The sequence below is a fragment of the Brevundimonas sp. NPDC090276 genome, assembly GCF_044772165.1.
Taxonomy (GTDB): domain Bacteria; phylum Pseudomonadota; class Alphaproteobacteria; order Caulobacterales; family Caulobacteraceae; genus Brevundimonas.
The window spans coordinates 1-20,673 of sequence record NZ_JBIVYK010000004.1; the positions used below are offsets into that span (position 1 = coordinate 1).

At 65.5% G+C, this 20,673-nt stretch carries 22 protein-coding genes and 1 tRNA gene; 17 read left to right on the forward strand and 6 right to left on the reverse strand.

Annotated elements, in window-relative coordinates; genetic code table 11:
• Positions 1-205 precede the first annotated feature (205 nt).
• Both ACIQTU_RS15190 and ACIQTU_RS15195 read left to right on the forward strand, forming a co-directional pair.
• Complete coding sequence (locus ACIQTU_RS15190) at positions 206-1,777, forward strand: ATP-binding protein (RefSeq protein WP_400549016.1); 1,572 nt, start codon at positions 206-208, stop codon at positions 1,775-1,777.
• Between the two features lie 309 nt (positions 1,778-2,086).
• Complete coding sequence (locus ACIQTU_RS15195) at positions 2,087-3,403, forward strand: hemolysin family protein (protein ID WP_400549019.1); 1,317 nt, start codon at positions 2,087-2,089, stop codon at positions 3,401-3,403.
• Between the two features lie 279 nt (positions 3,404-3,682).
• On the opposite strand, the gene ACIQTU_RS15200 is transcribed toward ACIQTU_RS15195, so the two are convergent.
• Together ACIQTU_RS15200 and cydD are read right to left on the reverse strand one after the other, a co-directional pair.
• Positions 3,683-5,344 (reverse strand): amino acid ABC transporter ATP-binding/permease protein, encoded by a 1,662-nt coding sequence (locus tag ACIQTU_RS15200; protein WP_400549022.1) that lies wholly within the window; start codon positions 5,342-5,344, stop codon positions 3,683-3,685.
• Complete coding sequence (gene cydD / locus ACIQTU_RS15205) at positions 5,341-6,957, reverse strand: thiol reductant ABC exporter subunit CydD (protein ID WP_400549025.1); 1,617 nt, start codon at positions 6,955-6,957, stop codon at positions 5,341-5,343. Before cydD ends, ACIQTU_RS15200 begins: the two co-directional genes overlap by 4 nt.
• 218 nt (positions 6,958-7,175) lie before the next feature.
• Between cydD and ACIQTU_RS15210 the strand changes: the two genes are divergently transcribed.
• The 4 genes from ACIQTU_RS15210 (at position 7,176) to ACIQTU_RS15225 (ending at position 10,881) form a co-directional block, all read left to right on the forward strand.
• A complete protein-coding gene (locus tag ACIQTU_RS15210) occupies positions 7,176-8,741 on the forward strand; it encodes a cytochrome ubiquinol oxidase subunit I (RefSeq protein ID WP_400549107.1) in 1,566 nt (521 codons plus the stop codon).
• Positions 8,742-8,767: 26 nt separating this feature from the next.
• Positions 8,768-9,916, forward strand: a complete 1,149-nt coding sequence (cydB, locus tag ACIQTU_RS15215; RefSeq protein WP_400549028.1) for a cytochrome d ubiquinol oxidase subunit II — start codon at positions 8,768-8,770, stop codon at positions 9,914-9,916.
• Between the two features lie 22 nt (positions 9,917-9,938).
• Positions 9,939-10,058, forward strand: a complete 120-nt coding sequence (cydX, locus tag ACIQTU_RS15220; RefSeq protein WP_024355286.1) for a cytochrome bd-I oxidase subunit CydX — start codon at positions 9,939-9,941, stop codon at positions 10,056-10,058.
• 169 nt (positions 10,059-10,227) lie between these two features.
• Positions 10,228-10,881, forward strand: a complete 654-nt coding sequence (locus ACIQTU_RS15225) for an OmpW family protein (RefSeq protein ID WP_400549031.1) — start codon at positions 10,228-10,230, stop codon at positions 10,879-10,881.
• A 66-nt stretch (positions 10,882-10,947) separates the two neighbouring features.
• Here the strand turns inward: ACIQTU_RS15225 and ACIQTU_RS15230 are convergent, their stop codons facing one another.
• Positions 10,948-11,691 (reverse strand): Crp/Fnr family transcriptional regulator, encoded by a 744-nt coding sequence (locus ACIQTU_RS15230; protein WP_400549034.1) that lies wholly within the window; start codon positions 11,689-11,691, stop codon positions 10,948-10,950.
• Between the two features lie 67 nt (positions 11,692-11,758).
• Positions 11,759-12,142 carry a hypothetical protein gene (locus tag ACIQTU_RS15235; protein ID WP_400549037.1) on the reverse strand — a complete coding sequence of 128 codons (384 nt, stop codon included), beginning with the start codon at positions 12,140-12,142 and terminating at the stop codon, positions 11,759-11,761.
• A gap of 98 nt (positions 12,143-12,240) precedes the next feature.
• Between ACIQTU_RS15235 and ACIQTU_RS15240 the strand changes: the two genes are divergently transcribed.
• From ACIQTU_RS15240 to ACIQTU_RS15270, 7 genes are all read left to right on the forward strand, one after another.
• Positions 12,241-12,777, forward strand: coding sequence for a pyridoxamine 5'-phosphate oxidase family protein (locus tag ACIQTU_RS15240; protein WP_400549039.1), 537 nt, complete (start codon positions 12,241-12,243; stop codon positions 12,775-12,777).
• Positions 12,778-12,913: 136 nt separating this feature from the next.
• Positions 12,914-12,989: transfer RNA gene (locus ACIQTU_RS15245), tRNA-Trp, on the forward strand.
• 70 nt (positions 12,990-13,059) lie between these two features.
• A complete protein-coding gene (secE, locus tag ACIQTU_RS15250) occupies positions 13,060-13,359 on the forward strand; it encodes a preprotein translocase subunit SecE (protein ID WP_400549042.1) in 300 nt (99 codons plus the stop codon).
• A 13-nt stretch (positions 13,360-13,372) separates the two neighbouring features.
• Entirely contained in the window at positions 13,373-13,948 is a 576-nt protein-coding gene (nusG, locus tag ACIQTU_RS15255; protein ID WP_400549045.1) for a transcription termination/antitermination protein NusG, read from the forward strand.
• Positions 13,949-14,147: 199 nt separating this feature from the next.
• Entirely contained in the window at positions 14,148-14,579 is a 432-nt protein-coding gene (gene rplK / locus ACIQTU_RS15260) for a 50S ribosomal protein L11 (protein WP_400549048.1), read from the forward strand.
• 3 nt (positions 14,580-14,582) lie between these two features.
• Positions 14,583-15,269: a 50S ribosomal protein L1 gene (gene rplA, locus ACIQTU_RS15265; protein ID WP_400549051.1), complete on the forward strand. Its 687-nt coding sequence runs from the start codon at positions 14,583-14,585 to the stop codon at positions 15,267-15,269.
• A gap of 129 nt (positions 15,270-15,398) precedes the next feature.
• Positions 15,399-16,049, forward strand: a complete 651-nt coding sequence (locus tag ACIQTU_RS15270) for a hypothetical protein (RefSeq protein WP_400549054.1) — start codon at positions 15,399-15,401, stop codon at positions 16,047-16,049.
• Between the two features lie 52 nt (positions 16,050-16,101).
• Here the strand turns inward: ACIQTU_RS15270 and ACIQTU_RS15275 are convergent, their stop codons facing one another.
• Complete coding sequence (locus tag ACIQTU_RS15275; protein WP_400549057.1) at positions 16,102-16,713, reverse strand: NAD(P)-dependent oxidoreductase; 612 nt, start codon at positions 16,711-16,713, stop codon at positions 16,102-16,104.
• Between the two features lie 54 nt (positions 16,714-16,767).
• Between ACIQTU_RS15275 and ACIQTU_RS15280 the strand changes: the two genes are divergently transcribed.
• Positions 16,768-17,184: a winged helix-turn-helix transcriptional regulator gene (locus ACIQTU_RS15280; RefSeq protein WP_400549060.1), complete on the forward strand. Its 417-nt coding sequence runs from the start codon at positions 16,768-16,770 to the stop codon at positions 17,182-17,184.
• Here the strand turns inward: ACIQTU_RS15280 and ACIQTU_RS15285 are convergent.
• Positions 17,181-18,347 carry an aspartyl/asparaginyl beta-hydroxylase domain-containing protein gene (locus ACIQTU_RS15285; RefSeq protein ID WP_400549063.1) on the reverse strand — a complete coding sequence of 389 codons (1,167 nt, stop codon included), beginning with the start codon at positions 18,345-18,347 and terminating at the stop codon, positions 17,181-17,183. The genes ACIQTU_RS15280 and ACIQTU_RS15285 overlap by 4 nt on opposite strands.
• A gap of 176 nt (positions 18,348-18,523) precedes the next feature.
• Here ACIQTU_RS15285 and ACIQTU_RS15290 point away from each other — a divergent pair, with 176 nt between their 5' ends.
• The 3 genes from ACIQTU_RS15290 to ACIQTU_RS15300 are packed head-to-tail and all read left to right on the forward strand — an operon-like array spanning position 18,524 to position 20,625.
• On the forward strand, positions 18,524-19,180 hold the full coding sequence (locus ACIQTU_RS15290) for a DUF47 domain-containing protein (RefSeq protein WP_400549066.1): 657 nt from the start codon (positions 18,524-18,526) through the stop codon (positions 19,178-19,180).
• 6 nt (positions 19,181-19,186) lie between these two features.
• Complete coding sequence (locus tag ACIQTU_RS15295; RefSeq protein WP_400549069.1) at positions 19,187-20,188, forward strand: anion permease; 1,002 nt, start codon at positions 19,187-19,189, stop codon at positions 20,186-20,188.
• Positions 20,188-20,625 carry an NUDIX hydrolase gene (locus ACIQTU_RS15300; RefSeq protein ID WP_400549072.1) on the forward strand — a complete coding sequence of 146 codons (438 nt, stop codon included), beginning with the start codon at positions 20,188-20,190 and terminating at the stop codon, positions 20,623-20,625. The genes ACIQTU_RS15295 and ACIQTU_RS15300 overlap by 1 nt, the downstream gene beginning before the upstream one ends.
• The last annotated feature ends 48 nt before the right edge of the window (positions 20,626-20,673 follow it).

Sequence of the window (20,673 nt, forward strand, 5' to 3'; positions counted from 1 at the left end):
CTTTCAATCTCAAGCAGCCCGAAGGGCGGCAGGTCGCCAAACAATGATGCGGGCTCCGAGCAATCCGGGCCGTCTGGCCGTGGGGCGGGGGCGGCTTGACCTGGATCAAACTTCACCGCTTTCGGACAATAAAGTGCTGTAAAACGACGATATTAACGAAGCCGCGGTGATATCGGCGCATGGCTTCCCCGCGAAAGGGATGCACATGACTGACATTGACTGGCCGCGTCGCGCGGGCCTGTCCGGGGCGTTGGACGAGGCGGCGATCGTGGCCATCACGGACCGTGCAGGCCAGATTTTGTACTGCAATCAGAAGTTCGTCGATGTCAGCGGCTACAGTCGCGACGAACTGGTCGGTCAGAACCATCGGCTGGTCAATTCCGGCCACCATCCTCGTGAGTTCTTCCAGGCCCTGTACCGGACGATCGCCAGCGGCTCCGTATGGCGGGGTACGATCCAGAACCGCAACAAGAACGGCGAAATGTACTGGGTCGACACCACCATCGTGCCGAATCTGGGCGAGGACGGGCGTCCCGAGACCTATACGGCGATCCGGTTCGAGGTGTCGGATCACGTCCGGGCGTTGAAGGCGCTGGAGATCGCTCAGGAAGAGACGCGGCGCGCCGGCCAGGTCCGCGACCGCTTCTTCGCCAACATCAGCCATGAGGTGCGCACGCCGCTGAATGCTGTGCTGGGGTTGGCCTCGGCCTTGGCGCACACGTCGCTAACGGATCGGCAGACGCAGATGCTGTCGCTGATTACGGGGGCCGGCGACGCATTGCGACGGGTGCTGGACGACATGCTGGACCTGTCGAAGATGCAGGCGGGGCAGTTCCGACTGGCTCCGGCGCCCTTCGACTTGCGAGCTGACATCGCCGCCGTGGTCGAGATGCGGACGGCCACAGCCGAAGCGCGGGACGTGGCCCTGTCGGTAGCGTTTTCCGATGCCGCGTCTGGACGGGTTCTGGGCGACGGCGTGCGGATCACCCAGATCGTCTCGAATCTGGTTTCGAACGCGGTGAAGTTCACGCCGATAGGTTCAGTCGAGGTGCAGGTTGATCTGACGTCTGGCGACGACGGCGACCGATTGCGGATCGAGGTGCAGGACACGGGCATAGGGTTTGACACGGAGACGGCGGAGCGCCTGTTCCAACCCTTCGTCCAAGCTGATGATACGATCTCGCGCGAGTATGGCGGCACGGGGCTGGGCCTGTCGATCTGCCGCTCCCTGGCCGAGTTAATGGGCGGTCAGATCTCTGCGCGTTCGGCGCCGGGGGAGGGTAGTCGGTTCACGGTTGTCCTGCCGATCCAGCGGCTGCCGGAACTGAGTGAAGCTGGTGGTGACGCGAGCGCCCATGCGGCGGCGGGGCCGCTGCGAGTGCTGCTGGTCGAGGACAACCCGGCCAATCAGATGGTGGTGCGCTGCCTGCTGGAGCCGCTGGGCTTTGAGATCGTGACCGCCGATGATGGTCGTCAGGGCGTGGATCGGTTCCTGGACAGCGGCTTCGATATGATCCTGATGGATATGCAGATGCCGGTGATGGACGGGCTGACGGCGATCGGTCTGATCCGGGCGCATGAGGCGACGCATCGGCTGCAGCGGACGCCGGTCGTGATGCTGACGGCCAATACGACGGACGTCCACCAACAGCGGGCCATGACGGCTGGCGCGGACGCCCTGGTGGCCAAGCCAGTGACGCTGGAGATCCTGCTGGGCGGGCTGGAACTGGGCGCTTCGGCCGCCGAGGCCTGGGTGCAGCAGGCCTGCGCCGCATAAGGTTGGGGTTGCGGAACAGTTGGTCATGACTAGCGTTGGATGACGACGTTAAGGAATGGGTAACCATATATGCGACGCGCCATCCGCCTGGGTTTGTTCATCGGTCTCATCATTGGGATGAGCGCCTGTGCGACCGTCCATGACGATGCGGGCCGTCCTTCGTCGGGCGCCTATGGCTCGGTGGGGGTCGGTCGAACCTGGTGAAGCTGTGGCTGGAAGCATGAATTACTGGCGCGACCAGGCGATCAGCCTTACTATTGCCTTGCGGACGCCGGTTGTCGCGCCGCGCCGCGGGTTTCTCCCCTTTCGATGTTGACCATCGCTATCGCCGTCGTGCTGCTGCTTGTGGTGCTGAACGGCCTGTTCGCCATGACCGAGCTTGCGGTCGTTTCATCGCGTAAATCCAAGCTGCAGAGCCGCGCCGAGCGCGGAGATCGCGGGGCCCGGGCGGCCTTGAAGCTGTCCGAGGAGCCGACGCAGTTCCTCTCGGCGGTCCAGGTCGGCATCACCCTGATCGGTATTCTGGCGGGCGCCTATGGCCAGGCGACCATCGCGGGCGAACTGGACCGCATTCTGGAAGTCGCCTTCCCGGCCTTCGCGCCCTATTCGCAATTTGCTTCGACCGCCCTGGTGGTCGTCCTGATCACCTATGTCTCGCTGATCGTCGGCGAACTGGTGCCCAAGCGCCTGGCCCTGATCTTCCCCGAGACGATCGCCTCCAAGATGGCGGCGCCGATCTCGACCATGGCTCTGGTTATGAAGCCCTTCGTGTTGCTGTTGACGGCCTCGACCTCGGGCATTCTGAAGGTTCTCGGCGTCAAGGACCGTGACGGCTCGGACGTCACCCAGGAGGAGGTCGAGAGCATTCTGGCCGAAGGCGCCTCGGCGGGCCTGATCGAGCCCGAAGAGCAGGAGATGATCGAGGAGATTCTGCGCCTGGGCGACCGCACCGTGCGCGTGGCCATGACGCCGCGCCACGAGGTCTTCTGGATCGCTCTGGACGACACGGAAGATGTGTTGCGCGAGGAAATCCGGACCTGCCCTTATTCGCGCATCGTCGTGGCGCGCGAGAGCGACGTCGATAATCCGCTGGGCGTGGTTCACAAGAAGGACCTGCTTGACGCCTTGCTGACCGACGGCTCCTACGACATCGAGAAGCTGGTGGCTGAGCCGGCCTTCATCCCGCAATCGACTTCGGTGTTGAAGGCGTTGGAGATCCTCAAGGGTTCCAAGGTCCACATGGCCTTCGTCGTCGATGAGTACGGCGCCTTTGAAGGCGTGGTGACGGCGACAGACCTGCTGGAAATGATCGCTGGCGACTTCAACGAGAGTCACGACGAACTGGGTCAGTCGATCCGCAAGCGCGAGGACGGCTCATGGGCGGTCGACGGTCAGACCGATCTGGACGAGCTGGGCGACGAGCTGGGCGAGGACTTCGGGGAGCACGAGAGCTTCCACACCGTGGCCGGTCTGGTGCTGCACCACCTGTCGCGACTGCCGCAGGAAGGCGAAATCCTTCAACTGGGGCGCTTCGAGGTCGAGGTGCTGGATATGGATGATCGCCGGATCGACAAGCTGTTGTTCCGGCCGATCATTCCCGGGCAGGGACCGACCGACACCGACTGATCGACGTCGGTCCGCGGCTTTGCAGAAACGACAAAGCGCACGTCCGTTCAGCGGGCGTGCGCTTTTTTCATGGTTGGCGTCTGGGCCTCAGTTCTTGGCCTTGTCGCCCATGTTGCTCCAGACAGAAGCGAAGCCGAGAGCGGCCATGAAGACCAGGAAGGCCGAAACAATAGCGGCGATGACAGGAACGGCGTCTGCGGGCATGGGGTATCTCCTTTGATCCCAGCAAAGCCCTTTCCGGGGGAGCGCGCCTTGATGGAGATCAAAGGATTGGGAAGATCAGGCTGCGGCCTGCGTTTGCGTTTGCGACATTTGAACGGCGCCAGACGCAGACAGGCCCGTTACGGCCAGGCGCAGGTCGCACAGGGCCAAGGGGGCCGGACGGTGGCTGACCAGAATCAGGCCCTGACCTGTGCGCTCCAGGCGACAGGCCAGACGCTCCATCACCCGCGCCTCGGTGGCGGCGTCCAGACCCTCGGTCGGCTCGTCCAGCACCAGCCAGGGGGTGGGGCGCAGATAGGCGCGGGCCAGACCCAGACGACGGCGCTCGCCGCCTGACAGCCGCGCGCCGTTCTCGCCCAAGGGAGCGTTCAGACCGGCGGGGGCGGCGCGGACGCGATCGGCCAGATCGGCGTCCTCAAGCGCGGCCCACAGGGCTTCGTCCTCGGCGCTGGGCAGGGCGAGTTTCAGGTTCTCGCGCACGGTGCCGGCCAGCAGCACGGCCTGTTGCGGGGCATAGGCGAACAGGGCGCGGGCCGTGTCCGGGGAGATCTCGGCGAGATCAACGCCGCCCAGGGTCGCCTCGCCGGCAAAGGGAGAGCGCAGATGCATCAGCCGTTCGATCAGGGTGGTCTTGCCGGCGCCGGAGGGACCTGTGATGGCCAGACGTTGTGTCGGCGTCAGGCGGAGGTCCGGCCCCGATAGGCCGATGACCGGCGCGACGGGCTGAGTGGGCGCCGTCGTGGGCGCCTCCAGCAGATCGCCCAGGCGCTCGACCGCCGCCTTAACCGCACCGTTATGGCGGAAGGCGGTCAGCAGGGCGCCGGCGCTTTCGACCGTGGTCACGGCGGCCAGGATCGCCAAAGCGATCAGGGGCGGAGAGGCGGCGCCGGCGGTGGCCATCACCCCGATGACGGCCAGGGCCATGGCGGCCGACTGGGTGAGCATGATCCAGCCCCCGGCCGAGGCCAGACGCTCGGTCGCGCGCTCCAGATCCGAGCCGCGCTCGGCCAGACGGTCAACGGCCCAGGCCTTGACGCCATAGGCTTGCAGTTCGGGCGCGGCGGCGGCGAAGGCGGCGAACTCGGTCTTCAGGTCGCCCGACGCGGCCTGCACCGCGCGTCCGGCCGGCTCCGCCAGCCAGCGGCCGACGAGACCCGCGGCCAGCATGCCTAGGGCGCTGGCGGCGGCGATGGCCAGGGCGGTCGTCCAGCCGGTCAGCAGGGCCAGGCCGAGACCGGCGAACAGGCCGGCGACAGCGCCCCAGGGCGCGGACAGGCGCACGAAGCGGTTCTGGATCGCGTCCACGTCCTGCACCATCCGCGACGAGGCCTCGCCGCCCGCCAGGCTCAGGGCGCGCGTCGCGGGGCCGCGCGCGATCCCTTCGAACAGCTGAGGGCGCAGGGCGGCGAGCGCCTTGAGCGCGGCGTCATGGCCGGTGACCCGTTCGGCGTAACGCGAGCCGGTGCGGACAATGGCGAAGAAGCGGATCAGAGCGCTGGGCACCATGAAGTTGAAGCTGTAGGCAGCGGCCGATCCCGCCAGCCCGGCCAGGGCCGAGGCGGTGATGAACCAGCCGGATACGCCCAGTAGAAGCACGGCGGCGGCCGACACCAGGGCGGCGGTGACGGCGGCGGTCAGCAGGCGCGCACCCTGCTGGCGCTCCTGGGCCCGGATCAGGGCCTTGAGGCGGGCGACGCCGGACGGGCTCGGACCGCTCACAGGCGCACCACGACGTCGGCCAGTTCGGCGACGGCCTCGGAATGGGTGGCGATCAGGGTGGTGCGTCCCTCAGCGGTCGCGCGAATGACGGGCAGCAGGGCGGCCTCGGACGAGGCGTCCAGATTGGCGGTGGGCTCGTCCAGCAGCAGGATGGGCGCGGGCTTGAGGAAGGCGCGGGCGAGGCCCAGACGCCGCCGCTCGCCGCCTGACAGACCGCCGCCGCGTTCGTCGATGACCCGGTTCAGGTCGCCCGTGAAGCCGGCGCGGGCGGCAGCCTCCATGACGCGCCACGACGGCGCGCCGCGCCAGGCCAGGGCGATGTTCTCGCCCAGGGTCCCGGGCACCACGACGGGCGCCTGACCGGCCCAGGCGATCCAGGCGGTCAGGTCGGGATGTTCGGACAGACGGAAATCATCGACTTCGACCTCGCCGCCGCTCAGCGGCGATAGGCCGAGGAAGAGATGCAGCAGGCTGCTCTTGCCTGAACCGCTGGCGCCCAGCAGGGCCACCGTGGCGCCGGGGGCGACTGCCAGATTGAACCCGGTCAGGATCGGCGCGCCTGCCTCATAGGCGATGGCCACGTCGCGAAAAGCGATAGCGGGCGCGCTGGCGGGAACCGGCGGAGGCGCGGCGACGGGCACGGCGCTCTCGGTCAGCTTCCTCAGGCTGGGCACAGCGGATTCGGCGGCTTGGCGGTCGTGATAGGCGGCGGCCAGGCGGCGCATGGGAGCATAGACCTCGGGCGCCAAGGCCAGCAGGAAGAAGGCGCGGGTCAGGCTGAGCTGCTCAGGCGCGGGGAAGGGCAGCAGCTTCAGCAGGTTGAAGCCGCAATAGACGGCGACCAGGGCCACGGCGAGCGCCGAGAAGAACTCCAGGATGGCCGAGGACAGGAAGGCGATCTTCAGCACCTTGCCCGTGCGGCGCGCCAGGTCGTTGGACGCGCGGGCGATCACCGCCGTCTGCTGGGTCTCGGCCTGGAAGGCGAGAATGGCGGGCAGGGCGCGGATGCGGTCGAGAAACAGGCCGGATAGCCGTTCCAGCGCCTGGAACTGACGCCGGCTCTCGGCGCCGGCCGCCATGCCGGTCAGGGCCATGCCGATGACGAAGGGGGCCAGGGTGAACAGGAAGATGCCGGCGGTGAAGGGGCTGACCACGGCGGCGACGGCGATCAGCAGCAGGGGCGTCACGGCGGCCGCCATGCGGGCGGGCAGGAAGCGCGAGACATGGCCGTCCAGCGCCTCGACACCCTCGACGGTCGCGGTCATGGTTTCAGCGTCAGACAGGCGGCCAGAGAAGGCGCCGTTCAGGACCTGACGCCGCAGGTCCCCCTTGACCGCCCGGGCCGCGCGCGCGGCCACTACGCTTGCGATCTGGGTCAGTCCCCCGCGCGCCAGCAAGGAGGCGATCGCCAAGGCCGCGCCGGGCACGGCGTGGCTGAACCCCTGCGGCAGAGCGCCGACGGCCAGTCCAAGGCCCGCCGCGAAACCCACGGCCGGAACCGCGTCGGCGATCACCAGCCCGCTGGCCAGGGCCATGATCCGCTTGCGGGGCGACAGGGCCGTCTTCAGCCATTGGGCTGGGGTGGCGTCTGCTTCGATCGGCTGGGCCGTCATCGTCTCTCCTGCTCCGTCCGCGCGAACAGACATAAACCAGCGCGAAGGCGCATTGGGCGAATCGTCCTTGTGACGAAACAGCCTTGGGCGAAACGCCGTCTAGAGCGAGTCGTACAGCTTGAGCTTTGATACGGATCAAGGCGCGCCAAAGAGCGTTGCCTTAGGTTATAGTAGAACGCCGGTCGATGGGGGCTGGCGGTCAGGAGCCTGAGCCCATGATCGACCTGGCGGTCGTAGACCTTTCACGCCTTCAGTTCGCACTGACGGCGCTATACCACTTTCTGTTCGTGCCCCTCACATTGGGCCTCTCCTTCATGCTGGTTATCATGGAGAGCATCTATGTGATGACGCGGCGGCCCATCTGGCGGACCATCACCCGCTTCTGGGGCACGCTGTTCGGCATCAACTTCGTGCTGGGCGTGGCTACGGGCCTGACCATGGAATTCCAGTTCGGCATGAACTGGTCCTACTACTCCCACTATGTCGGCGACATCTTCGGGGCCCCGCTGGCCATCGAGGGGCTGATGGCCTTCTTCATGGAAGCGACCTTCGTCGGCCTGATGTTCTTCGGCTGGGACAAGTTGAAGCCGCACGCCCACCTGTTCGTCACCTTCATGGTGGCCCTGGGCACCAACCTGTCGGCTCTGTGGATTCTGGCCGCCAACGGCTGGATGCAGAACCCGGTCGGCGCCGCCTTCAACCCCGACACCATGCGGATGGAAGTCACCGACTTCATGGCGGTGATCTTCAACCCGGTGGCCCAGGCCAAGTTCGTTCACACCGTCAGCGCCGGCTATGTCTGCGCCGCCGTGGTCGTGCTGGGCATCTCGGCCTTCTATCTACTGAAGGGCAAGCACGTCGGTTTCGCCAAGCGGTCGATGACCGTGGCCGCCGCCTTCGGCCTGCTGTCGTCGCTGTCGGTCGTCGTCCTCGGCGATGAGTCGGGCTATGCCCTGACCGACAACCAGAAGATGAAGCTGGCCGCCCTGGAAGCCATGTGGCGCACCGAACCGGCGCCCGCTGGCCTGACGGCCTTCGGCATCCCCAGCATGGAAGACCGGCACACCCACTTCGAGGTCAAGATTCCCTATGTCCTGGGCCTGATCTCGACGCGCAGCATCGACAAGCCCGTCATCGGCATTCTGGAACTGGTCGCCGTCGCAGAGGACCGCATTGAACGCGGCGTCGTCGCCTATGACGCCCTGGAGAAGGTCAAGGCCGATCACACCGACATGGCCGCCCGCGCCCAGTTCGAAACCGTGCGCAACGACCTGGGCTACGGCCTGCTGCTGAAACGCTATGTCGCCGATCCGCGTCAGGCCACGCCCGAGCAGATCAAGCAGGCGGCCTGGGATACGGTGCCCAACGTGCCGCTGATGTTCTGGGTCTTCCGCATCATGGCCGGCATCGGCTTCGTGATGATCGGCCTGTTCGCCACGGCCTTTGTCCTGTGCACCCTGCGCAAGCACGAGACCAAGTGGTTCCTGCGTCTGGCCGTCCTGGCCATTCCCCTGCCGTGGATCGCCATCGAGTCCGGCTGGCTTCTGGCCGAGGTGGGTCGTCAGCCCTGGGCCGTGGAGGGCGTCCTGCCGACCTTCCTCGGCGCCTCGAGCCTCAGCGTGCCGCAACTGTGGACCACCATCGTCTGCTTCACCCTGCTCTACGGAGCCCTGGCTGTGGTGGAGGTCGGTCTGATCCTGCGCACCGTCAAGAAGGGCCCGTTCGCCGAACAGGAAGCCCGTGAAGCCGACGCCAGCACGGAAGGCGAACCGGCGGTCGCCTGACCCCCGGTCGTTGAAGGAAAAGAGAGATGGAACTTCCCCTCGACTACACCACGCTCCGCCTGATCTGGTGGGGACTGCTGGGCGTGCTGCTGATCGGCTTCGCCCTGACGGACGGCTTCGACATGGGTGTCGGCGCCCTGCTGCCCTTCGTCGCCAAGACGGATGAAGAACGCCGAATGGTGATCAACACCATCGGTGCGACCTGGGAGGGCAACCAGGTCTGGTTTATCGTCGGCGGCGCCGCGATCTTCGCCGCCTGGCCCCAAGTCTACGCCGTCAGCTTCTCGGGCTTCTACCTGGCCATGTTCCTGGTCCTGTCCGCGCTGATCCTGCGGCCCGTGTCCTTCAAGTACCGCTCCAAGCGGCCCGAGGCGCGCTGGCGCTCCATGTGGGACTGGGGCCTGTTCATCGGCAGCTTCGTCCCGGCCCTGGTGTTCGGCGTCGCGGTCGGCAACGTCCTGATGGGGGCGCCCTTCCGTCTGGATGGTGACCTGCGCTCCTTCTACGAAGGCAGCCTGCTGGGCCTGTTCACGCCCTTCACCCTGATCTGCGGCCTGCTGTCGGTCTCCATGCTGGTGCTGCACGGCGCGGCCTGGCTGTCGGTCAAGGGCGAAGAGGGCGTGGTGCTGAAGCGCGCTCGCGCCATCGGCACCGCGGCTGGTCTGGCCAGTCTGGTCCTGTTCGCTGTCGGCGGCGCCATGGTGGCCTTTGGCGACATGGGCTTCCGCATCACCGGCGCGGTCGACACCGGCGGCGTGTCCAACCCGCTGCGCACCGCGGTCGAGGCCGCGCCCGGCGCCTGGATGGACAACTACGGCCGTTATCCGTGGATGATCATCGCCCCGGTTCTGGGCTTTGCGGGCGCCGCGATCGGTCTGTTCGGCATGTGGCGGAAGTCGGCGGCCCTGGCCTTCGGCGGCTCCTCGGCCTCGGCGGTGGGGATCATCTCGACCGTTGGCCTGTCGATGTTCCCCTTCATCCTGCCCAGCTCGATCAACGCCCAGTCCAGCCTGACCGTGTGGAATGCCTCGTCCAGCCACACCACCCTGTTCATCATGCTGATCGTGGTCGCGGTCTTCCTGCCCTTCGTCCTGCTCTACACCTCCTGGGTCTACAAGGTGCTGTGGGGCCGTTCGACCGAGGCAGAACTCAAGACCAACCCCGACCTCTACTGATCCCGCGAAAGGAGATCATTCCATGTGGTATTTCGCCTGGATCCTGGGCCTCGGCCTAGCGGTGGCCTTCGGCGTCCTGAACGGCCTCTGGCACGAGTTCCGCCTGTTCGACGAAGGGGATGAGGGACACTCTGAGCCCTGATCCCTCGATCAACGAAATCAGCCTCTCCGATCTCGGTCGGGGAGGCTTTTTCTTGCATATTTCCCGAGGCTTGCGCTGGATCAAGGCGTCAGAACAGGGGGCGTGGGACAGTGTTTTCGACATCGAAGCCGGACCCTCCTCGATCCGGCGATTGTCGGGAATGATACCGATGAAAACCGCCGCCGCCCTTCTGGCCGCCGCCAGCGTCCTGACACTGGCGGGCGCCGCCTCGGCCCAAACCGCCGTCCCCGAGCCGGTCGGCAAAGGCACGCTGATCGTCACCGCCCGCATGACCGGCGTACTGCCGCAAGCTGACGACGCCATCGTCACCGCCGCGGGCGCCGACAGCGGCCTGAAGGTCGATGTGGGCGACGACTGGATGCCGACCCTGGGTTTCACCTATTTCGTGGCCGACCACTGGGCGGTCGAGGCCATTCTCGGCGCGACCCAGCATGAGGTCCGCGCCAAGGGCGGGGCGACCGATGTGGCCGTGCACGAGACCTGGGTCCTGCCGCCGGTCGTGACGCTGCAATACCGTCCGACGCCGAATTCGACGATCAGCCCTTATGTCGGCGCCGGCGTCAGCTACATGGCCTTCTTCGAGGGCAAGGATAAGAACGGCTTCGAGGTCGATCTGGACAACGGCTTCGGCGTCGCCCTGCAGGCCGGGGCGGACTGGAACCTGTCGGGCCCGTGGACCCTGAACCTCGACGCCAAGAAGGTGTGGTTCGACACGGACGCCACGATCAACGGCGGCGCGCTGAAGAGCAGCGTCAGTCTTGATCCGTGGGTCGTGTCGGTGGGCGTCGGCCGGAAGTTCTAGGACTTCCACGTCGATGCGGGGCGGGGGTGCGGGTCGTCAGCCTGCGCCCCCATCGCCCCTCTGATGTCAGGCGGCGCCTTCGCCCAATGCTTTCAACGCTTCGGGATCGGGCAAGGCCACGTCGTTGTTCGGCAGCAGCTGGATCAGGCCCGAGGTCTTGAACTGGGTGAAGACCCGGCTGACCGTCTCGATCGTCAGGCCCAGATAGTCGGCGATGTCGAGGCGGGTCATGGGCAGGTGAACCCGGCCTTCCGCGCCGCCCAGCTGCACCTGTCGCGCCGACAGACGGGTCAGGAAGCTGGCGATGCGTTCGCGCGCCGTCTTGCGGCCCAGCAGGACGATCTGTTCCTGCGCCGCCATCAGTTCGTCGCCGGCCATGGCCACCAGGCGGTGCTCCAGCGCGGGCAGGGCGTTCAGCAGTTGATCGAAGTCGCCGCGTCGGAAGCGGCAGGCGCTGAGCGGCGTCAGGGCCTCTGCGGTGAAGCTGGAGGGGCCGCGTCCGCCCAGACCCAGAAAATCGCCCTGAAACAGGAAGCCGGTGATCTGGCGGCGCCCATCGGGCAGCAGACGATACAGCTTCACCGCGCCATCGACGACGTTGAAGACGAAGGGATTGGGATCGCCTTCATGGAACAGGGCCTGTCCCGGCTGTGCCGACACCGTCTCGCTGGCGCAGGCCATGCTCTGCAGTTCGTGGCCCTTCAGGTCGGCGCAGACGCCGAGCGGCCGCGCCCCGCAGGTCGCGCAGGGGTGGACGTCTTCCAGCCGGACATCTGCGGTCTCGGCCAGGGCGGCGTTATGAGCGGGCATGGTCGACTCCAGCATACGGCCACAGCTTAGCTGAAGGGCGAGGGCTTACGAAATAGGGCAGGCTGTCCTAGGCGGCGTCGGCGTAACGCAGCTTGGCGCCGAGGCGATGGGCCAGAGCCGTCAGCTCGACGGCCAGGCTTTGTCGGACCAGCGGCCTCACGCCCATTTCGCGCACCACGAAAGGACCGGCCCACAGGGTTTCTCCGTACTCCAGGTCCGGCTGGCGCCACCAGCTGACGAAGCCCAGGACCCCGCCGCGCTGGGAGCGGGCGCTGAGGATGCCGCGGCTGTCCGGGGCGGCGCGCCAGTCATGCAGGAAGGTGCGCCATTGCTCGGCGTCGAGATCGGGTCGCCACATGCGGGCGAGTGCGAACTCGGCCGGAGCCTCGGCCTCGGTCAGGGGAACGACGTCCAGACGCGGGGCGTCGGGCATAAGGCGGGACTCGGTCATGCGGCCATTTCGCGCTGCGGGGGCCAAATCGCCTTGATCTGTGTCAAGGTGAACCCGGCGGCGCCGCCGCAGGTTCTCTCAGCCAAGGAGTTCAGATCATGACCGTAGAGCCGACATCCAGCGTGATCCCGATCCACGGGGGCGCGGTGGCCGCGATCCTGAAGCTGCTGGACGGCCAACGGCTGATGACCCTGGCCTCCAATCGCGCCGACGGACGGCCCCAGGCCAGCACGCTGGGCTATCTGAACGACGGGCTGAACCTCTACTTCGTCACCGCCCGCGATAGTGAGAAGCTGCGCAACATCACCGCCGACCCGCGCGTCGGCGTCGCCGTGCGCGGCGTGGCGGGAGAAGGGGAGGCGGTCGGCCTGTCCATCGACGGCCGGGCCGAGGAGGTCACCGACGGCGACGAGGTCCAGCGCCTGAACGATCTGATCATCAAGCGCTCGCCCGACATCAGCCCCTGGGCGCCGGGCGGCGATTCGGTGGCGGTGGTGAAGGTGATTCCCGAACAGGTCGAAGCCGTAGCGGTGGTGGACGGCCGCAGCCGCGCCCAGACCTTTTCGATTGGCGATCCCGACCGCGTCGTGCACGGCGTCAGCTATGAACCGAGCGCGGTAGCGCGGCTGTTCTGAACAAACCTGCGCATCTGTCGACAGTTATCGCGAAACGCCCCTTGAAATGCCGTCAGGCGTCAGGCATATGCGCCGCTCTGGCGAGGTTAGCGCCGTCGAGCTTGCTCACGGCGCATTGATCTTTGTCCGGGACACTAGGAGTGTAGCTCAGCTGGTAGAGCATCGGTCTCCAAAACCGAGGGTCGTGGGTTCGAGTCCCTCCGCTCCTGCCATTCCCCCTGTCGCGGTCGCTTGGGAGTTCCCATGTGAGGCGACAGGTTCCAGAGGTTGAAGAGACGTCATATGGCCAAGGCGAAGACCCCCGGCGGTCGCCGCACCGTGGGAAACCAGACCGCAGCCGCCGCGCAAGGCGCCGCAACGGTCGCTGTAGACGCGCCTGCACCCAAGAAGAAGACGTCGCCTGCCCAGTTCTTCAGCCAGGTTCGCGCTGAAGCCCGCAAGATCGTCTGGCCCAGCCGCAAGGAGACCTGGATCACCTCGGTGATGGTCTTCATCATGGTGCTGATCGCCTCGGCCTTCTTCTGGATCGTCGATACGGGGCTGGGCTTCGCGTCCCGCTTCATTCTCGGCCTCGGCCAATAAAGGAGACGCGCACATGACTGATGCAGCGCCCAAGCCGGCGGCCAATCCCCGCCACAAATGGTATATCGTCAACGCCTACTCGAACTTCGAAAAGAAGGTCGCAGAGCAACTGCGTGAGCAGGCGAAGCAGCAAGGCCTGGAAGACAGCTTCTCCGAAATCCTGGTTCCGACCGAGGAAGTCGTCGAGATCCGTCGTGGCCGCAAGGTGAACTCGGAGCGCAAATTCTTCCCCGGCTACGTGCTGGTGAAGATGGAGATGACCGACAACACCTATCACCTGGTCAAGAACACGCCGAAGGTCACAGGCTTCCTGGGCGCCGCGGGCGGCACCAAGCCCCTGCCGGTCTCGGAACGTGAAGTTCAGAACATCATCGGTCAGGTGGAAGAGGGCGTCGAGCGTCCGAAGCCCACCATCCGCTTCGACATCGGCGAGACCGTCAAGGTCATCGATGGTCCCTTCGCCAGCTTCGACGGTCAGGTCGAGAGCGTCGACGAAGACAACGCCCGCCTGCGCGTGGCCGTGTCTATCTTCGGTCGTCCGACCCCGGTGGATCTGGAATACAACCAGGTCGAAAAGACCGCCGGCTAAGGCGGCGCTTTTCGGATCAGACACTCGAGGGCCGCGTTTTGCGGCCCTCGTTTGCGTTTGCAGGGCCGCCCTGCTAAACGCGCGCCTTCGCCAGTCGGCCCTTGAGTCGATCGGCGGCAAATCCGTGGGAGGCAGCCATGCCAGACCACGGCTCACCGGCCTCGAGGTTCTGCCCCGGGGTCATCCATAGGAGAGACCAATGGCCAAGAAGATTCTCGGCTATATCAAACTGCAAGTTGCGGCCGGTTCGGCCACGCCTTCGCCCCCGATCGGCCCGGCACTGGGTCAGCGCGGCGTCAACATCATGGGCTTCTGTAAGGAGTTCAACGCGCGCACCGAGAAGGTGGCCAAGGGTACGCCCCTGCCGACCGTCATCACGGTCTATCAGGACAAGTCCTTCACCTTCATCACCAAGACGCCGCCGGCGACCTGGTATCTGAAGCAAGCCGCCGGCATCAAGTCGGGCGCCAAGCTGGTTGGTCGCGAGATCGCCGGCAAGATCACGCAGGCGCAAGTCCGCGAGATCGCTGAAGCGAAGATGAAAGACCTGAACGCCAACGACATGGATGCTGCCATGCGCATCATCGAAGGTTCGGCCCGCGCGATCGGCATCCAAGTGGTGGAGGGCTAATCCATGGCTAAGCAAACCAAGGCTCACAAGGCCCGCACCGGCGTCACCCAAGAGCTGATGTCGTTCTCGGACGCCATCAAGCTGGTCAAGGACAACGCCAAGGCCAAGTTCGACGAGTCGATGGAAATCGCCGTCAACCTGGGCGTCGACCCGCGTCACGCCGACCAGCAGGTCCGCGGCGTGGTCAACCTGCCGTCGGGCACCGGCCGTGACGTCCGCGTCGCCGTCTTCGCCAAGGACGCCAAGGCTGATGAAGCCCGCGCCGCTGGTGCTGAGTACGTCGGCGCCGAGGATCTGTACGAGCAGATCAACGGTGGTCTGATGGACTTCGACCGCGTTATCGCTTCGCCCGACATGATGGCCCTGGTCGGCCGTCTGGGTAAGGTCCTGGGCCCGCGCGGCCTGATGCCGAACCCCAAGGTCGGCACCGTGACCCCGAACGTCGCCCAAGCCGTCAAGGACGCCAAGGGCGGCGCCGTGGAGTTCCGCGTCGAGAAGGCCGGTATCGCTCACGGCGGCATCGGCAAGGTCTCCTTCACGCAGGAAGCCCTGGAAGCCAACGTCAAGGCGTACGTGGACGCCCTGAACAAGGCCAAGCCCTCGGGCGCCAAAGGCACCTATGTGAAGCGCATCACCCTGTCGTCGACGATGGGGCCGGGCTTCAAGGTCGATCCGGCTTCGCTGGTCTGATCTCAAGCCTCGCGCTGAAATGACGAAGGCCCCGGAGAGCGATCTCCGGGGCCTTTTTCTTGCGTGCATTTCGCATTTTCGATTTCGACAAAACGATGTTATTTCGCCTCCCTTCAAAGAGGGGGAGCTATGATCAAGCGTATTGGAATGCTGGTGCTTGCAAGCGCAGCCTTGTCAGGTTGTGCGGCCAAGACCGTGCCGCTCGATGTCAGTCAGGTTGAAAATTTTGGCCAGAGAAGCCTGGTCTCAGTGAACCAGCCCGCGCCCGTGTTTCTACCGATGCGACCGAGCACCGGGGCGCTTGGGATGGTCGGCGCGGCGATGATGCTGTCGGAAGGGCAAACCTATGCTGAGGCCTACCACGTCAAGGATCCGACGCCTTCGCTTGAAGCTGACCTGACGCGCAGGCTGCAGGCGCGATATCGAATTGCGGCTGGAGAGCCGATGACAATGGCGGACACCGACGCAAAGGCGGGCTATCCCGTGGCGAACGGAACCCTCTATGTGGACGCGAGGACCTTCAGTTGGGGCTATGCCTACTTCCCATTCAATTGGGGGCGTTACACGGTGCGCTACGGCGCCTGGATGCAGGTGATCGACGGCGCCACGAGCAAGGTCATTGCTCAGCATCAGTGCTTAGAAGACTCCCATAAGGATGGCTCCACTGCGCCGACATTGGATGAGCTTTTGGCGGATCGCTCGGCGCTTCTGAACGCGGAACTGGAAAAGCTGGCCCTTGTCTGCGCAGCACAGTTCGAAGCAGCCGCTCTGGCTGCATAGCCCGCTGATGATTTGCTGGCGGAGGGGCCGCAAAGCCGCCCCTCCGCCATTCTCAGTAGCCGACGGTGAAGCGTTTCCGGCTGTGTTTCGGCGTCTCGATTTCGTCGACCATGGCGATGGCGTAGTCGGGGAAAGAGATGGCGCTGCTGCCGTTGGCGGCTGCCAGCAGTGCATCGTCGCCCAGACGGAACTGGCCGGTCCGTTCGTCGCCGTCGAAGACGGCCGAGGGCGACAGGAAGGTCCAGTCCAGATCCTCCTCCTGACGCAGGCGATCCAGGAAGCGCCCGCCCGCTGCAGCCTCGGCCTTGTAGATTTCGGGGAAGTCCGGGGTGTCGATCACCTTCAGGCCCGGCGCGACCTCCAGGCTACCGGCGCCGCCGACCACCAGATAGCGCGGTACGCCCGCCGTTTTGACGGCGCGAATCAGGATTTCAGGATCGCTATCCGTGAACATGACGGCGCTGACCACGGCGTCCGCATCCTTGAGGAGAGAGGGCAGGGTGGCGGCGTCGTTCACGTCGCCGCTGACGGCGGTGATGCCCTCGTCGGACGGGATACGGGCCGGGTTGCGGGCCACGCCCGTGACTTGATGGCCGCGGCGGGCCAGCTCCTTGGCGATTTCCGATCCGGCGCGACCGCTGGCGCCGAGGACTGTGATCTTCATGGGGAGGACTCCAATGGTTACCAATGGAGACCAGGTGTGGTAATGGAAGCGACCATGCAAGAAGGCACCGACACCTCATCAGGTCACCCGGCGGTAACCGCAGGGGTCGAATGGCGCGGCGATGTCTACGCCGCCAACTGTCCCACGCGGCTGCTGCTGGACCGCATTGCGGACAAGTGGACCGTGCTGTTGCTGACGACGCTGGCGGACGAGCCGATGCGCTTCAACGCCTTGAAGCGCCGCATCGAGGGCGTGTCACAGAAGATGCTCAGTCAGACCCTGCGCCAGATCGAGCGGGACGGCCTGGTGACGCGCACGGTTGAGGCGACGGTTCCTGTTTCGGTCACCTATGCGATCACGCCGCTGGGCCAGACCTTGGTTCAGGCGTTGCAGCCCATGATTGACTGGGCCGAGACGAAGATGCCCGAGGTCGGCCTGGCGCAGGCGGCCTATGATCAACACGCTGCCTAGGCGGCGAGGAAGTCGCGTTGGGCCTTCATCATTTCGGTGATCAGGATCTTTTCCTTGTCTTCCAGATAAGGATTCCAAACGTCGAAGATCAGGATGACGCGAAGGGCGTCGGCGTCGTTCCAGGCTTCGTGCTCGATGGTGTCGTCGAACACCCAGGCCTTGCCCACTTCCCACTCTCTCGTGGTGTTGCCGACGCGGAAGCGCGCCGGGCCGGGCAGGATGATGGGCAGATGGACCAGCAATCTTACGTTGGACGAACCGGTATGGGCTGGAATGTGGGTGTGGGGCTCCAGCGCCGAGAACATGGCCGTGGGAGCGAAACCGTCTTGATCAGCCATGGGCAGACTTTCCAGCAAGGCGGCGGTACGCGGGCAGCGGTCGCAGAATGCATCCTGACGCTGACCGTCCTTCCAGAGGAATAGAGAGCTCCATTTGCGCGAGTGGTTCAGTTCGGCCCACTGATTGACCGGGGCGCCCTTGGGGTAGGCGATATAGGGGGCGAAATCGTCAAGCGCGGTCTCCAGCAACGCCGCCAGTTCTTCCTGGATGACCGTCGTGGCCTCCTCCAGTCTGGGGAGCCAGGGAAACAGGCTGCGATCGTAGAAGGGAATTACTGGCAGGCGAGGGTAGTTCAGCAGCAGAGGCTGTTGCTTGGGCGGCTGGAGTAGGCCGGCGTAGATTTCCAGACCTTCATCGAAACGATCCAGCGCTGCTTCGTCGACGTTGGCGCGAAGCCCAACCAGACGTTGCCGCATGAAGTCGCCCAGGGCCCGTGCATGCTGGTCCACCATGCGGGCGGCATAGTCCATCTGCGCCATAACGCCGGGCGGGCAGTGGGCGGGAGGCGGGGCGATCTTCAGGGCGTTGCGATAGACATCGACGGCCGCTTTGGGCCGGTTGATCTTTTCCAGCATGGCGCCCTTTGCCAGCAAGGCAGTGAAATCATAGGGCTTCATGTCCAGCGCCTCGTCCAGGACGGCAAGTGAGGCGTGGAAATCGCCCAGCAGGCGGAGCGCGACGGCACGGTTCAGCGTGGCGTTGTGCGTTCGCCCCAAGGCGTCAGCCTGGTCCAGCAGCGTCAGGGCTTGTTGCGGGTCGCGCCTGGCCAGAGCCTGGCCGGCCTGAATCAGGAACTGTTCCTGCGCAGGACTGTAGTCTGGCATGTGCGTTCCCCAATTTCGCCACAAGCATGAACAACATGTAATGTTACGCGGCCGCGCGGCGCGTCAACGGCGATTGTGGGAAACCATGATTTCCGTGTTCGGACGACTTGACGGCGAGGGGGTAATTCCGGTCTTGGGGCGGCAGTCGCCGTGCGCGGCCCTTTCGGAGACGACTGATGCTGAGCTGGTTCCAGGCGCTGCTGCCCAAGGAAGACAACTTCTTCCGTTTGTTCGACGCCCACGCCGCCACCCTGGTGAAGGGCGCGCAGGCCCTGCGCGGCATGATGGACGGTGGCGAGGCCACGCCGGACTGGTGCCAGAAGATCGTCGATCACGAGCATGAGGCCGACGATGTCGCGCGCGAAGTTCTGTTCGCCGTGCGCCGCAGCTTCATCACCCCGTTTGACCGTTCGGACATTCGTGGCCTGACCAACTCGCTGGACGACACCATCGACCAGATGCAGAAGACGGCCAAGGTCGTGACCCTGTACGAGGTGCGCGAGTTCGCGCCCAAGATGCGCGAGCTGGCCGACATCGCCGTTCAGTGCGGCGCCCTGACGGCCGAGGCGGTGTCCCTGCTGCCGGCCATGCGCAAGAATCACGAGCGTCTGAACGAACTGACCGAACAGATCGCCAAGCTCGAAAGCCAGAGCGATACCCTGTACGACGAGGGCATGAAGGCGCTCTACGAACTGCACCGCCACGACATGACCGGCGGCAATACGCTGTGGTTCATCATCGGCGGCGAGGTCTATGATCACCTGGAAAAGATCATCGATCGCTTCGAGGATGTGGCGAACCGCATCAACGGCGTCCTGGTCGAGCACCTGTAGGGTCCGATGGATCACGCCCTCCTGATCCTGATCTTCCTGATCGGCGTCGCCCTGCTGTTTGACTTCCTGAACGGTCTGCACGACGCGGCCAACTCCATCGCCACCATCGTTGCGACGCGGGTCCTGCCGCCGATCTATGCGGTTGGCTGGGCGGCCTTCTTCAACTTCATCGCCTTCCTTTTCTTCGGCCTGCACGTGGCCGACACGATCGGGCGGGGCATCATTTCTCCCGACGTCATTTCGGATCAGGTGATCTTCGGCGCCCTGATGGGGGCGATCAGCTGGAACGTCATCACGTGGCTGGCGGGCATCCCGTCTTCCAGCTCGCATGCCCTGGTCGGCGGCCTGCTGGGCGCGGGCATCGCCAAGGCGGGGACCAGCGCGGTCGTCATCGCCGGCGTGCTGAAGACCGTGGGCGCCATCTTCATGTCGCCGGCCATCGGCTTCCTGCTGGCGCTCCTGCTGGTGCTGATCGTGTCCTGGCTGTTCGCCAAGGCCAATCCCGCCTTTGCGGACCGGATTTTCCGCGGGCTGCAATTCGTCTCGGCCTCGGCCTATTCTCTGGGGCATGGTGGCAATGACGCGCAGAAGACCATGGGGATCATCGCCATCCTCCTGTACTCGCGCGGCATGCTGGGCGGCGAGTTCCACGTGCCCTTCTGGGTGGTCATCACCTGTCAGGCGGCCATCGCCCTGGGCACCCTGTTCGGCGGCTGGAAGATCGTCCACACCATGGGATCTCGCATCACCCGTCTGAGCCCGCAGCAGGGCTTCTGCGCTGAAACCGGCGGAGCCATTACCCTGTTTGCGGCCACCAGCATGGGCATCCCGGTGTCGACCACCCACACCATCACCGGCGCCATCGTCGGCGTGGGCGCCGCCAAGCGGGTCTCGGCCGTGCGCTGGAGCGTGGCGCGCAGCATCGTCACCGCCTGGTTCATCACCATGCCTGCCGCTGCGGCCATCGGCGCCATCTTCTACTTCCTCGGCGGCTTCTTCCTGACCTGATGACTGGGCCGGCCCGAACAGAGACCTCCGAGACCCGTCAGGTCGCGGCCTTGCCCTGGCGTCAGGGTGAGAGCGGCGTGGAGGTGATGATGATCACCTCGCGCGAGACGCGCCGGTGGGTCATTCCCAAGGGCGGTCGCATGGTCGGCAAGACCGATCCCCAGGCGGCGGCCCAGGAGGCCTATGAAGAGGCGGGCGTCCAGGGCGAGACGCTGGACGCCGTCGTCGGCCATTTCCGATACGGCAAGCGGCTGAAGACCGGCGCCGTCCAGGCCTGCGTCGTGGCCGTCTATCCGCTGGAGGTCCTGATCCAACTGGGCGCCTGGCCCGAGGACCAGCAGCGTCGGCGTCGCTGGATGCCGCAGGCAGAGGCGGCGGCCTCGGTCGACGAGGCCGATCTGGCCCAACTGATCCGGGACTTCAGGCCGACATCCTGAGGTCTAAGCCGTTCCGGCCTTGTGAAGAACGATGAACTCTGAGCGTAT